Raw genomic sequence first — 16,492 nt, 5'->3', positions numbered from 1 at the left:
CCCGCCTTCAGAGACACCCGAGCCCTCGGCCGCCACTCCCTCCCCTGCTTGCCCATGCGCCGGTCCCTGAACACCCGCTCGCGCCGCCTCCTGTTGAGCAACCGTCCCATCCGCAAATACGACGCCGGGCGCGTACGCACGAAACCGCCCGCCCAAGGCCACCTGGGGCGGCCTTGGGCGGGCGGTTGGTGGTGCGTGTGCGGCGCGGTCGGGCAGACGGTTCGACGGGCGGGCGGCCCGTCAGATGCGGCCGCCCGTCAGCCGCGTGACGGGACCGTGGCCGCTGCGCTCCGCATGACGGCCCACGGCGTACGAGGCCGCGCTGAGGGCGGTGACCCCGGCCGCGGCACCGGCCGCGACCAGCTTGCGGTTCTTCAGGACGGTCCAGGCGGTCGTGGCGGCAGAGGTCACCTGCCCGGCCGCCGAGGTCACGCCCTTAAGCGTGGACGTCACGGCGGTGCCCGCCGACCCGGCCGCCTTGCCCGCCTTCGCCCCCGCCGAGGTCACGGCGTTGCCGACGGCACTGCCCGCGCTGGTCGCGGCGCGTCCCGCGCCGTTCGCGGCGGACTTGGCGGCATCGGCGGTCGACTGGCCCGCGGACTCCGCCTTCGCCGCCGCCTTCTCCGCCGCCTTCGCGGAGGTCTCCTTGGCCTTGGCGGCTGTCGCCTCCGTGGCCTTGGTGGCGCGGTCGGTCGATTCGTTGTTCGCTCGTGCGTTAGCCATGCTGTGCGAATTGCCCGATCCGGCCGATGCAAACAACGGATGAGGCTTCCGGTGAGGTCGTCCGAGCCGGTGCCGGCTCAGACCGGGGTCCGCTCCACGGGGATCCACAGCTCCGCGTCCGCCTCCGACCCGTCCTGCGACACCCGGGTGCGCAGGATCTCGGGTCCCGGCCTGCTCTGGTACGGATTGGACGGGAACCACTGCGTGAACACATCGCGCCACAGGTACTGGAGCGCCTGCGGGAACGGCCCGGAATTCTCGAACACGGCCCAGGTCCCCGCCGGGACGGTGAGCGAGTCCAGGTCCTCCGGCCCGGCGGTCCCGGCCACCACACCGTGGTAGTAGTCGAGTTCGGTTCCCTCCGCCCGGCTCGGGTCGAGGTCGTCGCTGACCGCGACGATCCCCTCCGGCTCCTGATCGGACAGCGCGGTGATGCGCCGTAGCGTCTCCTGGTCGATGCCGCGGATGAAGGCGGCGATCGCCTGGTTCACCCCCACATGGACGAGCGGCACCCGGGCCTTCTTGCCGACCACGTGGAACCGCTCCCTCTCCACAACCCGGTATCGCATGGTGCTACTCCCTTCGACGATGAGGCGGAAGGACATCCGTGGCTGGGAGTTCAGCGCGGCACCGCCGCGCCGGGCCTCGCCCGGACCCACCCCGTGCAGGGCGCGGAACGCACGCGCGAACGCCTCCCCCGAGCCGTAGCCGTAGCGCACCGCGATCTCCAGCAGCGTCCGCTGCCCGGCCAGCACCTCGGCCCCGGCGACGGTGAGCCGTCTGCGCCGGATGTACTCCGACAGCGAGATCCCGGCCAGCGCGGAGAACATCCGGCGGAAGTGGTACTCCGACGTCATCGCGATGCGCGCCAGCTCGGTCACCCCGATCCGCTGATCGAGATGCGACTCGATGTGTTCCAGGGCCTCGTTCAGCCGCTCCAGCACCTCGGCCTCCTTCCCTTACGACCCTCACATTAGGAAGGCATCACCCTGCCGGACCCGACATCCTGTGCCCGGTCCGGTCGGGTGGACCCGACCCGGTCACGGACGGGGCCGATCAGCGAGGGGCCGCCCCAGAAGCACCCGCTCCAGCCCCTCCGTCGCTTGAGGAGCGGGGGTGTGGGAGCGGAGCCCCCGCCGGGACACCGAGGGGAACTCCCGGCTTGACGTGCCGCAGGGCGAGCAGGCCGCCGACGCCGGGGATGAAGGCCATGGCCCTGGTGGTGTTCGTAGCCTGCCGAAGGCGCCAGGTCGCGCCGATGACGAACAGATAGGCACAGCCGTGGGTGGGGCCCATCAGCGAGGAGACGGGCTTGACGTGGACGGTGGCGAGATTGGCCAGCATGATGACCAGCGAGATGAGTTCGGCGTGTGCCGCGATGCGCAAGGGCCGCGGGTGCACGGGTCAGGCTCCCGTGGTGGAGCCGGGGCGGATGATCATCAGGATGGTGACCGTGGCCCACAGCAGGTTGAAGATGCCGGTGAGCATGGCGAGGCGGCCCGGTGCACGGGTGGCGGCGGGGCCTGGAATCCCTGCCGCGGTGAGGGCACCCTCCTGCGCGGGCAGGATCAGCAGGGCCAGGACGGCGGCGGCCCCGGCGGTCAGGACGATCGAGGCGATCAGCCATGGGCTGCCGAGGACGCCGAGGCTGCTGGCGGTGGCGAATCCGAAGAGGGGCACGGCGACGCCGATGGCCGCGTACACGCGGCAGATGCGGTGCAGCATCCGCAGGGTCGTGAGCGCCTCGTGGTCACCCGGGTCGCCGTGGGCACGGCGCAGGGCGGGCGGGAACATGCTCGCGGCGACGGTGACGGGGCCGATGGCCACCACGGCGGCCAGCACATGCAGGATGAGGAAGAGTTTCGTCATGGTCGGTGATCCGGATCGGAGAGTGGTCAGAAGCCGACGGGCGCCAGGCCCTGAGCGCGCCATACGACGCCGCGGCGCTCATGGGCGACCAGTTCCTCGACGGCGTGTGCGACCCGGGGACCCACCTCGCGCTCCAGCAGATACAGGCCCACGTCGAGACCGGAGGTGACCCCGGCGCCGGTGACGAGGTCGCCGTCGTCGACGACGCGGGCCCGCACCGCGTGGGCGCCGCTCCCGCCGAGCGCGTCCAGGCCCATGTGGTGGGTGGTGGCGTGGCGCCCTTCCAGCAGACCGGCCATGGCCAGGAGGGTCGACCCGCCGCACACCGTGCCGACGGTCACCGCCGGGTTCTCCATCGCGGCCTTCAACAGCGCGGGCAGCTCGGTGGACATGGCGCGGTCCAGCAGCACGGACAGGAACGCCTCCGGCTGCCCCTTCCCCTCCCCCGCGTCCCGCTCGGGGGCCTCGCCGGGCTCGCCGAAGCGTCCAGCGACGCCGGGGACCACGATCACACCGGCCCGTTCGGGGTCGAGGGCGGCGGTGGCCCGCAGGGTCAGGCCCCCGATGCCGCTGGCCACCTCGCGCGGCCCTTCGGCGGAGACCAGTTCCACGCTCACCGCGCCCGCCGAGGCGCCGCCACCTGCGTACAGCACCTCGTAGGGGGCGATGACATCAAGCGGATCGAAGCCGTCGAGCAGGACAACCTGGGCATGCATGCGGGGCTCTCTCTCAGAGGCGGGAAGCCCGGCTTGTGCCGGGCGATGCCCCGAAGTTAATCGGCTGCCGCGCCGCCTCCCAGTGGCATGAGTGCCACCTTTCAACGGAATAGTGCCATCCTCGGCAAGGGCGCCTTGACGTGCGGTGGAGCCGAGAATCCCGCACTCCGGGCCGCTGCGGGCCGTCCGGCGAGCGGGTATGTTCCGGCCATGCACACCATCGCCGTTCTTGCTCTGGACCAGGTGATCCCGTACGACCTGTCCACTCCGATCGAGGTCTTCACCCGCACCCGTCTGCCGGACGGGCGCCCCGGCTACCAGATCCGGGTGTGCGGCGAGCGCCAGGAGATCGACGCCGGGGCCTTCGCACTGCGCGCGCCCTGGGGCCTCGACGGGCTCGACGGGGCCGACACGATCATCGTGCCCGGTACCGCCGCCCCCACGGCCCCGCTCGCGCCCGCTGTCCGCGACGCCCTGCGGGCGGCGGCCGAGAACGGCACACGGATCGCCTCCATCTGCTCGGGCACCTTCATCCTGGCCGCCACCGGACTGCTCGACGGACTGCGGGCCACCACCCACTGGATCGCGGCCGGTCTCCTGGCCACCGCCTACCCGGACATCGAGGTGGACCCGGACGTCCTGTACGTCGACAACGGCCAGTTCCTCACCTCCGCGGGCGCCGCCGCCGGGCTGGACCTGTGCCTGCACATGATCCGCCGCGACTACGGCTCGGCCGTCGCGGCCCACGCCGCCCGGCTGTCCGTCATGCCGCTCGAACGCGAGGGCGGGCAGGCGCAGTTCATCGTTTACGACTACGCGCCCACACCGCAGGGCTCCGTCCTCGAACCCCTGCTCGCCTGGCTGCAGGACAACCTGGGCCGCGACCTCGCCCTCGCCGACATCGCCGCCCACGCCGGAACCAGCACCCGGACCCTGATACGCCGCTTCCGCGAGCAGACCGGCACCACCCCGCTCCAGTGGCTGCACCGCGCCCGCATCCGTCAGGCACAGCACCTTCTGGAAACCACGCCGCACTCCGTCGAGCGCATCGGCGCCCAGGTCGGCTTCGGCTCCCCCACCGCCTTCCGCGACCGCTTCAAACGCACGACCGGCGTCAGCCCGCACACCTACCGCCGCACCTTCAGCTGAGGGGGCGGGGCCGTGAACACCACCAAGACCCTCTGCTTCGTCATCGCGGCGCTCTCGTCGTATGCCGCGCTCGTCTACCGGCTGGGCCAGGCCAGGCGCAGTTGGCGGGACAACGCCTACCGCGCGCTGGTCCTCACGCTGCTGCTCCAGTGCGTCACCTTCACGATGGGTGTCGTCATCATGGGGAGCGAGAGCTTCCTCGGCGTCCGCAACCTCGCCATCCTGCTGATGCATGTGTCGGCGGTCGCCGTCTGCGTGACCGCGCAGATCATCCTGTTGCACTGGTCGACCGCCGATACGGAGGCGGTGCGGAAGGCGCGTTACTGGCTGATCACCGGCATCGCCCTCACCGCGTTACTGATCGCGCTCTTCTTCCTCGCCGACGGCCCCGGCCGCCCGGCGTCGGACTTCAACAGCGGCAGCGGCCAGCCGCTGATCCTCGGCTACCTCCTGGCCTTCATCACGTCCCAGGCGGTTCCGTGCGTGACCATCTTCCGGCAGTGCCGCCCCTACGCCCGGATGACCGACAAGGTCTCGCTGCGGCAGGCCCTGCGGCTGATGTCCGTGGCCGCGGTGGTCCTCTTCCTCTACTGCCTGGCCAGGACGGTCAACGTCCTGACCGCCGCGCTCGGGATCGACATCGGGGCCTGGTCGGTCGCCGCGTCCCTCTTCAGCGCGGCGGGCATCGCCATCCTCTCGGTCAGCCTGACCATCTCGTCCTGGGGCGCCTCGGCCGCCAAGTTACTGGAGTGGCCGCGCAGTTACCGGTCGTACCGGGCGTTGTACCCGCTCTGGCGGGACCTGTACGAGTCCTCCCCGGACATCGTCCTGGAGCCGCCCGGGGCCGTGGTGTCCGACCTCGACTACCGCCTCCACCGCCGGGTCGTCGAAATCCGCGACGGGTGGCGGGACTTGCGGCCCTACATCGACCGCGCCGCGGGCGCCGACGGCGGTGCGGCGGAGCCGGGTGCGAGTGACGGCGAGGAGTTCCGGCAGGCGTTCGCGGAAGCGGCGCGGATCCGGCAGGCCCTGCACGCGAAGCGCAACGGCACCCTCCCCGAGGACAGCAAGGACGCGGGCGACTTCGAGGACCGCGACACGGACAACTTCACCGCGGAGGTCGCCTGGCTCACCAAGGTGGCGTCCGCCTATCGCAAGCTCAGCGGCGCGAGGTGAGAATTCCCGCCCGGACTGCCGGTCCGGCCGGGCCGGGTGTCCCCGGCCGGCCGGACCTGGCCCGTCCCCCGCGGGCCAGGCCGATGAACCGCCCGCCAACTCCGCTACCCCCGCAAGCGGAGTTAGCTGGCAGCTATCGGCGAGGTCCCACGGTGGCGGAGTCGGGGCAGATTGTCAACTGACAGCTAATCTGGGAAGCTGACGATTAGCCGAGAGCAAAATTCGGGGAGGTGGGGGAAGGGGACCGCATGTCCGAGACCGACGATCGGCCCATGCTGGCAGTGCGTCTGGACAACCTCTTCAAGACGGTTCGTCCCAAGGGGAGGCACTGGACCAACGCCGAGGTGGCGGAGGAGCTGAAACGGGCCAGCCCCGAGCTGAAGGTCGGGGGTGTGTATCTGTCGCAGCTGCGGACGGGCAAGCGCTCCAACCCCTCACCGGACCTCCTGGCCGCCCTGGCACGCTTCTTCGGCGTATCGGTGGCCTACTTCTTCGACGACACGGTCGCCGAGTCGGTGCTCAGCGAGATCGCCGCCATCGAGGCGCTGCGGCAGGCGGGGGTCCGGGCGGTGGCGATGCGGGCGGCCGGGATGAAGAAGGAGAATCTGCGGGCCATCACGACCATCATGGACCAGTACCGGCAGTTGCAGGGCCTTCCGCCCGTCACCGACGCCTCGGACTCCGAGGTCGCCGACACCTCGGACCCCGGGTGAGGGGCCTCGGAGGAGGGCGGTCGGCCGGCCAGGAGCGCCGCAGCCAGCTCAAGAGGCTCCGGAAGGCCGGTGCGCGGCGCATCGCCGAACTCGATCTGCCGGAGGTGGCCGATGTGGCCGAACTCTGCCGCTACCTCGGCGAGATCCGCGAACGTCCGATCACGCTGGTCCCGATGCCGATCCCCACGTCGCACCCGTGCGGGATGTGGGTCGCCGCGCGCGACGAGGACCTGATCTTCTGCGACGCCAACACGACCAGCGCGCATCAGGAGCACATCGTCCTGCACGAGCTGGGCCACATCATCTGCCGTCATCGCGGGGCGGGTTGGCTGGACGAGGCGAGCTCCCGCCTCCTCTTCCCGCACCTCGACCCCGACCTCGTGCGGGACATGCTCCTGCGCGCCACCTATGACGACGTGTCGGAACAGGAAGCGGAGATCATCGCCTATCTGCTCTCCCAGCGGGTGGGCAGCGGCGGAGAACCGCGGGGCACGCCGCCCGCCGAGGAAGCGGGCGACGGCGCCGCGTCGGGGCGGGACGCCACGCTCAGCCGCATCGAACGCACCCTGATCTGAGCTCTCGCCCCCGTGCCGTCAGCGCCCGTGCCGTCAGCAGATGCCGTCGCCCGGCTTCGGATTGCCGAGCCCGAAGAGCGGCCGGAGCTTCAGCCCGGCCCAGGTGCCGAGGAGCGCGAAGGCTCCCCAGAGCCAGCCGTGCAGGCTGCCGGAGGCGATGCCCGCGAGGTAGGCGCCGATGTTGCAGCCGCCCGCCAGCCGGGCGCCGATGCCCATCAGCACCCCGCCGAGCACCGCCGCGACCGCCGTCCGCCACGGCACGCCGCGGTGGAGCGTCCAGGTGCCGCCGAGCGCCGCGGCGGCGGCCGCGCCGATCATGATGCCGATGTCGGTGAGGCTGGTCTTGTCGCCGAGCACCGGCCCGGCGAGCATCTCCTTGTTCCCGGGCTGCTGCCACCAGCTCCAGCTCTCCGGGTGGCCGCCGAGGGCTCGTACCAGCTCCGCTCCCCACAGGCTGAAGGCGCTGGTGACGCCCCACGCACCGCCGGACACCAGCAGCACTCCGGCCCCCAGCACGGCCAGTGCCAGGGCGCCGACGGCCAGCGGCCACGAGCCGCGCAGCACCCGGGCGGCGGCACCGCGCGCCGAGGGCACCGGGCCGGTCGGCGGCGGGGTGCGGCGGGCCTGCACGCGTCGGCTGACCAGGGCGATGGCGACGAGCACGAGGGTCGTCACCGCCCAGGAGCCGAACCAGCCGATGTGGTCGGCCATGACGACCGGCTCCAGCGCGGGCAGGTCCTTCCACAGGTCGAACTGCCAGGCGGCGAGGGTCGCACCGCCGATGAAGCCGCCGAGGGTGAGCACGATCGACGTCTGTCCGGAGCCGACCGCGAAGAGGGTGCCGGAGGCGCAGGCGCCGCCGAGCTGCATACCGATCGCGAAGACGAACGAGCCGATCAGCAGTCCCAGGCCCAGCGGTCCGCCGGAGGGCGCGGGCACGGAGCCGAACAGGCCGGTGCCGGTGCCGATGAGCAGGGCGAAGAGGGTGGCCGTGGTACCGAGCAGCAGGGTGTGGGCGCGCAGCCCGGTGCCGTTGCCGACGGCGACCAGCTGCCGCCAGGCGGAGGTGAAGCCGAAGCGGGAGTGGAAGAGGGCGATGCCCAGTGCGAGCCCGAGCAGCAGCAGAACACCGGGCTTGGCTCCGTGGGCGGACCAGACATACGCGGTCAGCGCCACGGCGAGCAGCCCGGACACGGCGAGCGGCACCCGGCGGACCGGCGGTGCGGCGGGCGGCTCCGGCGGGGGCGCGGAAGTGGGTGAGGGGGACAGCAGTGCGGCGGTCTTCGCCGCCACGGCGGGCGGGGCGGTGGTCACGGGCGGACTCCGGGGACGTTCGAGAGGGAGGGGTGGCGGCGGCGCTGGGGGAAAGCCGGTGGTTCCCGTTCAGCGGCGACAGAGGCCGTCGTCGACACACCACGCCGAGTTCGCGAACAGCGCGAGACACAGCAGGCGGGCGGGTGCGGACATGCCCTCGAGGATACGTTCCACCGCCAACTATCCGGAACCGCAGGTCACCGGCCGAGCTGTGGAGTGAGCCACAGATCGTCCGGGCGGCGGCGCGAAAGGGTCTTGCGCGGGGCCGCTGCCCCGTAGTCCGCTGACTCCCATGAGGAACATGAGGGTCATGAGCAGGCGGAGCACCGTCGTGGCGGTCGCCACCCTGGTCGTGGGATCGCTGTGTGCGGGCGCGCCGCATCCGCGTGCGGAGGCCGCCGAAGCCGGGGTCGACCTCGATACGGTGACGATCCCGGAATTACAGGCGCGCATGGCGGACGGCTCCCTGACCTCGTCCGCCCTGACCACCGCCTATCTGCGGCGGATCAAGGCCATCGACCCCATGATCCACGCGGTGTTGCGCACCGACCCCACGGCCCGGCGCCAGGCCGCCGCCAGCGACGCCCGGCATCGGCGCGGCGAGATCCGTGGCCCGCTCGACGGCATTCCCGTCCTGCTGAAGGACAACGTGGACACCCGCGACCTGCCCACGACGGCCGGGTCGCTGGCACTGGCCGGGAGCCCGCCGGACGCCGACGCCGCTCTGGTGACGCGGCTGCGCGACGCGGGGGCGGTGATCCTCGGCAAGACCAATCTGTCCGAGTGGGCGAACTTCCGTGCGGCGAAGCCGACGTCGGGGTGGTCGGCGATGGGCGGGCAGACCAACAACCCCTACGTACTGGACCGGAACCCCTGCGGGTCCTCCGCCGGTTCGGCCGCCGCGCTCGCCGCGTCGCTCGCGCAGGTGGCGATCGGCACCGAGACGGACGGCTCCATCGTGTGCCCGGCCGGGATGAACGGGGTGGTCGGCCACAAGCCCAGCCTCGGCCTGGTCAGCGGGGACGGAGTGCTCCCGATCTCCGCCGAGCAGGACACCGCGGGGCCCATGGCGCGCAACGTGACCGACACCGCGCTCACCCTGTCGGTGCTCAGCGGCGGCGCCGTCCCGCCCCGCCCGAACGGGGGCCCCGGCAGCCTGCGCGGCAAGCGGATCGGCCTGTGGCGGCTGTCCTCGCTCGGGCCGGAGGTGGATGCCGTGATGACCCGGACCGCGGAGAGGCTGCGCAGCGCGGGAGCCGAGGTGGTCGAGGTGACGCCGCCGCATCAGAAGCGGCTCGCCGAGCTGGAATTCCCGGCGCTGCTGAGCGAGTTCCACCGGGACATCGACGCCTACCTCGCCACTCGTGAAGGGCCGCGCGACCTCGCCGAGCTGGTCGAATTCAACCGCGCCCATCCGGCGGAGCGAACCTGCTTCGCCGGTCAGGAGCTGTTCGAGCAGGCCCTCGCCGCGCCGTCCACCAGCGACCCCGCGTACCGGGCCAAGCGCGCCGAGTTGAAGGACCTGTCCCGGCGTTCGATCGACGAGACCATGGCCGCCCACCGGCTGGACGCCATCGCCTCGCCGACGAACCCGCCCGCCTGGACGACGGACTGCGCGCGGGGCGACAACGATGTGATCCCGTCCTCGACCCCGGCGGCCGTGGCCGGATACCCGTCCCTGTCGGTCCCCGCCGGGTCGGTGGGCGAACTGCCGGTGGGGCTGCTCCTGATGGCCGGTGGCCACCGGGACGGCGCGCTGCTCTCGCTGGGGGCCGCGGTGGAGCGGCGGCTGCACGCCTGGCGGGCACCGCGCTACTTGCCCTCGGACACTCCCTAGGGGGTCAGCCCTCGTAGCTGCGGATGGCGGCCACCTTCTCCGCCGAGGGGGAGGTCTCGTCGAAGCGCTGGGCGAGCCAGTCGTCGGTGAGCGCGCGGGCGAGTTCGATGCCGATGACGCGCTGGCCGAAGCAGAGCACCTGGGCGTTGTTGCTGAGGACGGAGCGGCGTACGGAGTAGCTGTCGTGGGCGGTCACCGCGCGTATGCCGGGGACCTTGTTGGCGCTGATGGCCACGCCGAGGCCGGTGCCGCACACCAGAAGGGCGCGGTCGGCGGTGCCGTCGGCGACGCGGCGGGCCGCCTCGACGGCGACGTGCGGGTAGGCGGTGTGCTCGTCGCTGCCCACGCCGACGTCGATGACCTCGGCGACCCGGGGGTCGGCGAGCAGGTCCTGCTTGAGGGCTTCCTTGTAGCCATAACCGGCGTCGTCGCAGCCGACGACGATCCGGAACGGGGTCGCGGTGGTCATACGGCATCGCTTCCTGTCGTCGCGGGGAGGGTGGCGACCGCGGTCAGCACCGCGGCGAGTGAGGTGGCTCCGGGGTCGGGCGTGCCCACGCTGCGGTCGGCGAGGGGACGGGCGCGGCCGAGGCGGGGGCGCAGGGCGGCGGTGTGCTCGGCGGCCGTACGGGCTTCCACCACGGCGGACGCGTACGCCTCGACCACCGGGGCCCCGGCGCGCAGTTGTCCGGCGAAGGCGGTGGCGAACGGGGCGAGGGCGTCGACCAGGGTCTTGTCGCCCACCTCGGCCCCGCCGAGCGAGGTGACGGCGGTGAGCGCCTCCGTGGCGGCGGACGCCAGCTCCTCGCGCCCGGGTGTCCGGTCCGCCGGGAGTACGCCGCCGAGCGCGCGCAGCGCCGCGCCCCACAGCGCACCCGAGGTGCCCCCGGCCTCCGCCGCCCAGGCGTCGCCCGCGGCGGTCAGTACCGCCGCCGGGGCGAGCCGTTCGGCGTGGGCCTTCTCGGCGGCCGTCAGCGCGGCGTCGACGCCCTTGCACATGCCGCGGCCGTGGTCGCCGTCGCCCGCGACCGCGTCCAGCCGCCCCAGTTCCTCCGCGTCCCGGTGCAGCGCGTCGCGGGCGACGCGCAGGGCGTGGACGGCCAGTTCGGCGACCTCGGCCGCCGCGCCGGAGGCGGTGGCGGCGGACCGCTCCAGGCTGCGCGGGGCCGCCGCGGGCCGTACGGCGGGGGCGTCGGCCGGGGGTTCGGGCGGGGCGCCGCGGCGGAAGGCCGGGGAGTCGGCGGGGGCCCGCCACAGCCGCTCCAGTTCGTCGTCCAGCCAGGTCAGGGTGAGGGAGCAGCCCGCCATGTCGAGGCTGGTGACGAGTTCGCCGACCTCGGGGCGTACGGGGGTGAGCCCGGCCTCGTCCAGCAGCCGGGCCACGGTGCCCCACAGGACGTACAGCTCCTCGTACTTGGTGGCGCCGAGGCCGTTGAGGACGACGGCGACCCGTCCGCCGTCGCCCGCGTCGGCGGGCCGCTCCGCCAGCACCCCCGTGACCAGGGTGCGGGCCAGTTCCTCCGCCGTGCCCAGGGTGTCCTCGCTGACGCCCGGTTCGCCGTGGATGCCGAGGCCGAGGCCCAGGCGGCCCTCGGGGACGGTGAACAGGGGTGCCTCGCCGCCCGGCAGGGTGCAGCCGTCGAAGGCCACGCCGAGGGTGCGGGTCCGGGCGTTGGTGTGTTCGGCGACGCGGACGACCTCCTCCAGCGGGGCGCCCTCCTCGGCCGCCGCCGAGGCGGTCTTGAAGACGACGAAGCCGCCCGCGATGCCCCGGCGGCGCGCCGTCTGGTCGGCGGGCGCGGAGGCGATGTCGTCGGTGACGGCGAAGCAGCGGGCGGGTATCCCGTCGCCCGTGAGCTGCCGTGCGGCGAGGCCGAAGTTCATCACATCACCGGCGTAGTTGCCGAAGAGGAAGAGGACACCGCCGCCCGCCTCCGCCGCCTCGGCGACCGAGCGGGCGCGGGCGGCCGACGGGGAGGTGAACACGTCGCCGATGACGGAGCCGTCGGCGAATCCGGGGCCGACGACGCCGCAGAAGGCGGGGTAGTGGCCGGAGCCGCCGCCGGTGAGGACGGCCACCTTGCCCGTGGCGGTGGGGCGGGCGCGCACCACGCCGCCGGGCACGGCCCGTACATGGTCGGGATGGGCGGCGGCGAACCCGGTGATCATGTCGTCCATGAACCGGGCGGGGTCGTTGAAGAGCCTGGTCATCGTGTGCTCCAGCCGTCGCGTGCGGCATCGAGGGCGAGGCGGTAGTCGGCGTAGCCCTCGTCGTAGTGGTCGATCAGCCCGCGCTCGGCGGGCACGGTGCGGCGGGGCGCGCGCCAGGCGGCGGGGTCGACGGGCGTGCCGAGCGCGTGCCAGGCGGTCTGGGCGGCGCCCCGGATGCCCACGGCGTCGTCGCAGATGTCCAGGTCGCGGCCGAGGACTCCGGCGAAGATCCGCGCCCATTCCCCGGAGCGCGCGCCGCCGCCGCACGCGGTGATGGCGCCGCAGACGCCGAGGGTCTCCATGCAGTGCCGGGCCGAGTAGGCGACGGCCTCGCACAGCGCCCGCACCAGGTCGGCGCGGCCTGTCAGCGGGGAGAGGCCGTCGAACCGGCCGCGGGCCCGCGCGTCGACGAAGGGGGCGCGCTCGCCGCTGGCGGACAGGAACGGCAGTGCGGTGACGCCGGAGGCGCCGGGCGGGGACTGGACGAGCAGCGCGTCCAGCGCCTCGATCTTCACGTCGAGCAGTTTCAGCAGCCAGTCCAGGCCCGCGGTGCCGATCATGGCGGGCATGACGCGCAGGAACCGGCCCTCGTACGGGGTGGCCAGGACCATTCCGGCGGGTTCGTCGGCGGCGGCCGGGCGTGGCTCGCTGTCGAGGGTCTGGGCGGCGAGGGTGGTGCCGATGATGAGGTTGCCCTCGCCGGGTTCGGCGATTCCCGAGCCGAAGGCGCAGGCCGGGATGTCGAACGGACCGGCGGAGACCGGCAGTCCCGCGGGCAGGCCCAGCCGCCGGGCGGCGTCGGGCAGCAGCCGGTGCAGGGTGCCGGGCGGCGCCGGGTCCGGCAGCAGCCGGCGGTGGTCGGACAGCCCGCACAGGTCGAGCGCGGTCTCGTCGTACGTACGGGTGGCGACGTCGAGGAACGGCTGCGAGGCGTCGGAGGCGTCGACGGTCACGGCGCCGGTCAGCCGCTGTACGACGGCGTCCACGCAGTACCCGGCGACGTGCGCCGCGGCCAGCCGCTCCGGCTCGTGTTCGGCGAGATGGGCCAGCAGGGGCGCGGCGGAGCCGGGGAACAGGCCGACGCCGGTACGCCGGTGCAGGGCGCGCAGGGTGCCGTCGGCGGTCCACCGGTCGAGCCGGTCCGCGGCCCGGCCGTCCATCCAGGACAGTGCGCGGCCGACGGGGGCGCCGGTGGCGTCGCGCAGCCACAGGCCGTCGCCCTGCCCGGTGAGGGCCAGCGCCTCGACCGGTTCCCCGTTCATTTCGGCGGAGTCGGCGAGGGCCGCCCGTATGACGGTCTCCACGGTGCCCACGACATCGTCCAGATCCTGCTCGACGCGCTGTCCGGGCAGGGTGTAGACGGTGCTGCGGGCCTCGTGCGCGGGGGTGGTGCGGCCGTCGCGGGAGATCAGCTGGGCCTTGGTGACCGACGTCCCGATGTCCACTCCGACGATCACGATCGGCCTCCGGTCAGCACCTCCGGGTTGGCGACGTGCCGCGGCGGTTCGCCGCGCAGGAACCGGGCGGCCTCGGCGGCGGTGATCGTGGCGGCCCGGTCGGCGGTCTGCCGGGTGGCGCCCGCCAGATGCGGCGTGGTGATGACGTTGGGGGCGTGGTGCAGCGGCCAGTCGGCCGGGGGCGGTTCGACGTCGTAGACGTCGAGGGCGAGCGCGCCGAGCCGGCCGGACTCCAGCAGCCCGGGCAGCGGGGCGTAGTCGAGCAGATCGCCACGGGCCGAGTTGACGAGGACGGCGCCCTCGGGCAGCAGGGCGAGGTTGCGGGCGTTGAGCAGATGGCGCGTCTCGGGGGTGACCCGGGCGTGCAGGCTCACCACGGAGCTGCGCCGCAACAGGTCGTCCAGGGAGGTGAGTTCGACCCCGTCGGCCTGCGCCTTGGCCGGATCCGCGTACGGATCGGATACGAGGACGTGGGAGCCGAAGGCGCGCAGCACGCGGGCGACGATCGCGCCGATGGCCCCGTACCCGACGAGCCCGACGGTGGCGCCGTCGAGTTCCAGTCCGGCGTTCTCGTAGGCGTAGTAGTCGCCGCGCCACAGGCCCTCCTTGAGGGCCGCGTCGGCGAAGGTGATGCGGCGCAGGGCGGCGAGGATCAGGCCGACGGCGAACTCGGCAGCCGCGGCGGCGTTGCGCCCGGGGGTGAAGGTGACCGGGATTCCGGCGGCGGTGGCGGCGGCCACGTCCACGTTGACGGGGCCGCCGCGGGCCACGCCGATGAACTTCAGCCGCGGTGCCTCGCGGATGACTCGGGCGGTGAAGGGGGCCATCTGGGTGAGGGCGACACTCGCGTCACCGAGCGCCTCCAGCACCTGTTCCTCGGTGCCGCTGGCCTCCTTGACGCCGCCGCTTCCCCGGGCGTCGGCCCCCACCGGCCCGAAGGGCTCGTTGGGCCAGCGGGTGCGCAGCGTACGGAAGCTCAGCCCGGTGGCGGGCAGGGCGTCGCCCAGGGCCCTGTTGAGGGCGCCGGAGAAGAGTTCGGGGGCGATGAAGTCGTCGCCTGCTACCAGAACCGTGGTCATGTCGGTCACTCCCCTCGGGCGTCGAGCCGCTGCAGCAGGAACTCGGTGACGGCGGGATGGTCCGGGGAGCGGAAGGCGGCGGCCGCCAGGGCGTCCTCGGCCGGTGGATACTGCGGGTTGGGGATGGCCACGACGGTCATCCCGGCCGCCGCGGCGGCGCGCAGTCCGTTGCTGGAGTCCTCGACCGCGAGACAGCGCTCCGGTGCCACGCCGAGTGCGCTCGCGGCGGCGAGGTAGACGTCCGGGCTCGGCTTTCCGCGCTCCACTTCGGCGCTGGAGACGGTCGCCTTGAAGTGGTGGTCGACCGCGTGGTGGACGAGGACGGCGTCGATGACCCGGCGCGGCGCGGAGGAGGCGAGCGCGACCGGTCCGCGTTCGGCGGTGGCAGTGATCATCTCGCGGGCTCCGGGCAGCAGCTCGATGCGCCCGTCGGCCAGCGCCCGCACCATGCCGTCGACGACGGTCCGCTCGGTGGTTTCCGCGGGCTCGCCCGCCCCGCAGAACCGGGTGAGGTAGGCGGCCCACTCGGGGGCGCTCATCCCCTGGACGTCACGCGTCTGTTCCGGGCCCCAGGAACGGCCGTGTGCGGCGGCGTACGCGGTCCACAGCTCCTCCCACAGATGCTCGCTCTCCACCAGTACGCCGTCCATGTCGAACACCACTGCGTCGGCCATGCGTACCCCTGTCTCCCCTGGCTGATGATTGCGTCACAGCGAAATTAACAGTCCACATGTGACTTGTCACTGGTTACATGTGAGAAATCGGCACGGCAGGATGGAGTCATGACTCTCCCGTCCTCGCGCGGTGCGCGGCAACAGCGACACCAACTGATCGTCGACCACGTTCTGGCCCGGGGGGACGCCACCGTGGCCGAGCTGGCCGAGCTGACCGGCGTCAGCCTGATGACGGTCCACCGGGACATCGCCGAGCTGGCGGACCGCGGCATTCTGCGCAAATACCACGGCGGTGTCTCCGCGCAGCCCTCGATGGTCTTCGAGTCCAGCTCGGACTTCCGGCTGCACGCGCACACCGGGGAGAAGGAGGCGCTGGCCCGCGCCGCGCTGTCGTTCGTGGCGCCGGGGATGTCGGTGATGCTGGACGACTCGACCTCGGCGCTGGCCCTGGCGCGGCTGTTGCCCGAGGTCGGGCCGCTGACGGTAGTGACGAACTACCGCCTGATCACGGAGGAGCTGAGGAACGCCGAGGGCATCCGGCTGATCTGCGTGGGCGGCGAGTACTCGCGCACCCACGACTCATGGATCGGACTGCCCGCGATCGACATGATCAGCGGCGTCTCCGTCGATCTGACCGTGCTGTCCACCTCCGGGATGACCGCGGGCATGACGTTCCATCAGGAGCAGGAGATCGTCAGCATCAAGCGGGCGGCCCGGCAGGCGGGCGCGACGAGCGTGCTGCTCATGGACCACAGCAAGGTGGGCCGCCGGGCGCTGCACCGGCTGGAAAGCGTGGACTCATTCGACCATGTGCTGCTGACCGGCCCGGTGGACGAGGAGCTGCTGCGGGAGATGCGGGAGCTGACCGATGTGCGGGTGGTCGAGGCGGTCGAGGCGGCCGACGCGAGATAATTAACATCGCTTCCCGTTATTCTTACCAAGACTCTTGATATTTCTCTCGGCGCGCTTGAGTATCTGCGGTCGTACTCCGTCTCACCG

At 72.7% G+C, this 16,492-nt stretch carries 17 protein-coding genes; 6 read left to right on the top strand and 11 right to left on the bottom strand.

What is annotated here, in order from left to right; translation table 11 throughout:
- Positions 1-240 precede the first annotated feature (240 nt).
- The 5 genes from ACZ59A_RS15425 to ACZ59A_RS15405 form a co-directional block, all read right to left on the bottom strand.
- Entirely contained in the window at positions 241-723 is a 483-nt protein-coding gene (locus tag ACZ59A_RS15425) for a hypothetical protein (protein WP_470958525.1), read from the bottom strand.
- A gap of 77 nt (positions 724-800) precedes the next feature.
- On the bottom strand, positions 801-1,667 hold the full coding sequence (locus tag ACZ59A_RS15420; RefSeq protein WP_470958522.1) for an AraC family transcriptional regulator: 867 nt from the start codon (positions 1,665-1,667) through the stop codon (positions 801-803).
- 112 nt (positions 1,668-1,779) lie between these two features.
- Positions 1,780-2,124: a DUF3817 domain-containing protein gene (locus tag ACZ59A_RS15415; RefSeq protein ID WP_470958520.1), complete on the bottom strand. Its 345-nt coding sequence runs from the start codon at positions 2,122-2,124 to the stop codon at positions 1,780-1,782.
- Between the two features lie 3 nt (positions 2,125-2,127).
- Positions 2,128-2,592 carry a hypothetical protein gene (locus ACZ59A_RS15410; protein ID WP_470958517.1) on the bottom strand — a complete coding sequence of 155 codons (465 nt, stop codon included), beginning with the start codon at positions 2,590-2,592 and terminating at the stop codon, positions 2,128-2,130.
- 26 nt (positions 2,593-2,618) lie between these two features.
- The gene (locus tag ACZ59A_RS15405) at positions 2,619-3,308 is read right to left on the bottom strand and encodes a DJ-1/PfpI family protein (protein WP_470958515.1); all 690 of its coding nucleotides are present in this window, start codon (positions 3,306-3,308) and stop codon (positions 2,619-2,621) included.
- Positions 3,309-3,518: 210 nt separating this feature from the next.
- On the opposite strand from ACZ59A_RS15405, the gene ACZ59A_RS15400 reads away from it, so the two are divergent.
- From ACZ59A_RS15400 to ACZ59A_RS15385, 4 genes are all read left to right on the top strand, one after another.
- A complete protein-coding gene (locus tag ACZ59A_RS15400) occupies positions 3,519-4,457 on the top strand; it encodes a GlxA family transcriptional regulator (RefSeq protein ID WP_470958512.1) in 939 nt (312 codons plus the stop codon).
- Positions 4,458-4,469: 12 nt separating this feature from the next.
- Positions 4,470-5,633: an MAB_1171c family putative transporter gene (locus ACZ59A_RS15395; RefSeq protein WP_470958509.1), complete on the top strand. Its 1,164-nt coding sequence runs from the start codon at positions 4,470-4,472 to the stop codon at positions 5,631-5,633.
- Positions 5,634-5,881: 248 nt separating this feature from the next.
- Positions 5,882-6,346 (top strand): helix-turn-helix domain-containing protein, encoded by a 465-nt coding sequence (locus ACZ59A_RS15390; RefSeq protein WP_470958506.1) that lies wholly within the window; start codon positions 5,882-5,884, stop codon positions 6,344-6,346.
- The gene (locus ACZ59A_RS15385) at positions 6,343-6,921 is read left to right on the top strand and encodes a toxin (RefSeq protein WP_470958504.1); all 579 of its coding nucleotides are present in this window, start codon (positions 6,343-6,345) and stop codon (positions 6,919-6,921) included. The genes ACZ59A_RS15390 and ACZ59A_RS15385 overlap by 4 nt, the downstream gene beginning before the upstream one ends.
- Positions 6,922-6,954: 33 nt before the next feature.
- Here the strand turns inward: ACZ59A_RS15385 and ACZ59A_RS15380 are convergent, their stop codons facing one another.
- A complete protein-coding gene (locus tag ACZ59A_RS15380; protein ID WP_470958501.1) occupies positions 6,955-8,235 on the bottom strand; it encodes a YeeE/YedE family protein in 1,281 nt (426 codons plus the stop codon).
- A 310-nt stretch (positions 8,236-8,545) separates the two neighbouring features.
- On the opposite strand from ACZ59A_RS15380, the gene ACZ59A_RS15375 reads away from it, so the two are divergent.
- Positions 8,546-10,072, top strand: coding sequence for an amidase family protein (locus ACZ59A_RS15375; RefSeq protein WP_470958498.1), 1,527 nt, complete (start codon positions 8,546-8,548; stop codon positions 10,070-10,072).
- Between the two features lie 4 nt (positions 10,073-10,076).
- Here the strand turns inward: ACZ59A_RS15375 and ACZ59A_RS15370 are convergent, their stop codons facing one another.
- The 5 genes from ACZ59A_RS15370 to ACZ59A_RS15350 are packed head-to-tail and all read right to left on the bottom strand — an operon-like array spanning position 10,077 to position 15,493.
- Positions 10,077-10,541 carry a ribose-5-phosphate isomerase gene (locus ACZ59A_RS15370; RefSeq protein ID WP_468045009.1) on the bottom strand — a complete coding sequence of 155 codons (465 nt, stop codon included), beginning with the start codon at positions 10,539-10,541 and terminating at the stop codon, positions 10,077-10,079.
- A complete protein-coding gene (locus tag ACZ59A_RS15365) occupies positions 10,538-12,283 on the bottom strand; it encodes a dihydroxyacetone kinase family protein (RefSeq protein WP_470958495.1) in 1,746 nt (581 codons plus the stop codon). Before ACZ59A_RS15365 ends, ACZ59A_RS15370 begins: the two co-directional genes overlap by 4 nt.
- Entirely contained in the window at positions 12,280-13,740 is a 1,461-nt protein-coding gene (locus tag ACZ59A_RS15360; RefSeq protein ID WP_470958493.1) for an FGGY family carbohydrate kinase, read from the bottom strand. The genes ACZ59A_RS15365 and ACZ59A_RS15360 overlap by 4 nt, the downstream gene beginning before the upstream one ends.
- Positions 13,737-14,819, bottom strand: coding sequence for a 2-hydroxyacid dehydrogenase (locus ACZ59A_RS15355; RefSeq protein ID WP_470958491.1), 1,083 nt, complete (start codon positions 14,817-14,819; stop codon positions 13,737-13,739). The genes ACZ59A_RS15360 and ACZ59A_RS15355 overlap by 4 nt, the downstream gene beginning before the upstream one ends.
- Before the next feature lie 5 nt (positions 14,820-14,824).
- Complete coding sequence (locus ACZ59A_RS15350; protein ID WP_470958489.1) at positions 14,825-15,493, bottom strand: HAD family hydrolase; 669 nt, start codon at positions 15,491-15,493, stop codon at positions 14,825-14,827.
- Positions 15,494-15,601: 108 nt separating this feature from the next.
- Between ACZ59A_RS15350 and ACZ59A_RS15345 the strand changes: the two genes are divergently transcribed.
- Entirely contained in the window at positions 15,602-16,405 is an 804-nt protein-coding gene (locus ACZ59A_RS15345) for a DeoR/GlpR family DNA-binding transcription regulator (protein WP_470958486.1), read from the top strand.
- Positions 16,406-16,492 lie beyond the last annotated feature (87 nt).

It is taken from the genome of Streptomyces sp. NPDC040405, from assembly GCF_055595765.1.
Note: the sequence above shows the minus strand (reverse complement) of the source record. Positions and strands in the feature narration are given on the sequence as shown.

Coding starts and splice junctions, on each gene's coding strand:
- ACZ59A_RS15425 (WP_470958525.1), bottom strand. CDS start 723: ATGGCTAACGCACGAGCGAACAACGAATCGACCGACCGCGCCACCAAG.
- ACZ59A_RS15410 (WP_470958517.1), bottom strand. CDS start 2,592: ATGACGAAACTCTTCCTCATCCTGCATGTGCTGGCCGCCGTGGTGGCC.
- ACZ59A_RS15405 (WP_470958515.1), bottom strand. CDS start 3,308: ATGCATGCCCAGGTTGTCCTGCTCGACGGCTTCGATCCGCTTGATGTC.
- ACZ59A_RS15400 (WP_470958512.1), top strand. CDS start 3,519: ATGCACACCATCGCCGTTCTTGCTCTGGACCAGGTGATCCCGTACGAC.
- ACZ59A_RS15390 (WP_470958506.1), top strand. CDS start 5,882: ATGTCCGAGACCGACGATCGGCCCATGCTGGCAGTGCGTCTGGACAAC.
- ACZ59A_RS15375 (WP_470958498.1), top strand. CDS start 8,546: ATGAGCAGGCGGAGCACCGTCGTGGCGGTCGCCACCCTGGTCGTGGGA.
- ACZ59A_RS15370 (WP_468045009.1), bottom strand. CDS start 10,541: ATGACCACCGCGACCCCGTTCCGGATCGTCGTCGGCTGCGACGACGCC.
- ACZ59A_RS15365 (WP_470958495.1), bottom strand. CDS start 12,283: ATGACCAGGCTCTTCAACGACCCCGCCCGGTTCATGGACGACATGATC.
- ACZ59A_RS15355 (WP_470958491.1), bottom strand. CDS start 14,819: ATGACCACGGTTCTGGTAGCAGGCGACGACTTCATCGCCCCCGAACTC.
- ACZ59A_RS15350 (WP_470958489.1), bottom strand. CDS start 15,493: ATGGCCGACGCAGTGGTGTTCGACATGGACGGCGTACTGGTGGAGAGC.
- ACZ59A_RS15345 (WP_470958486.1), top strand. CDS start 15,602: ATGACTCTCCCGTCCTCGCGCGGTGCGCGGCAACAGCGACACCAACTG.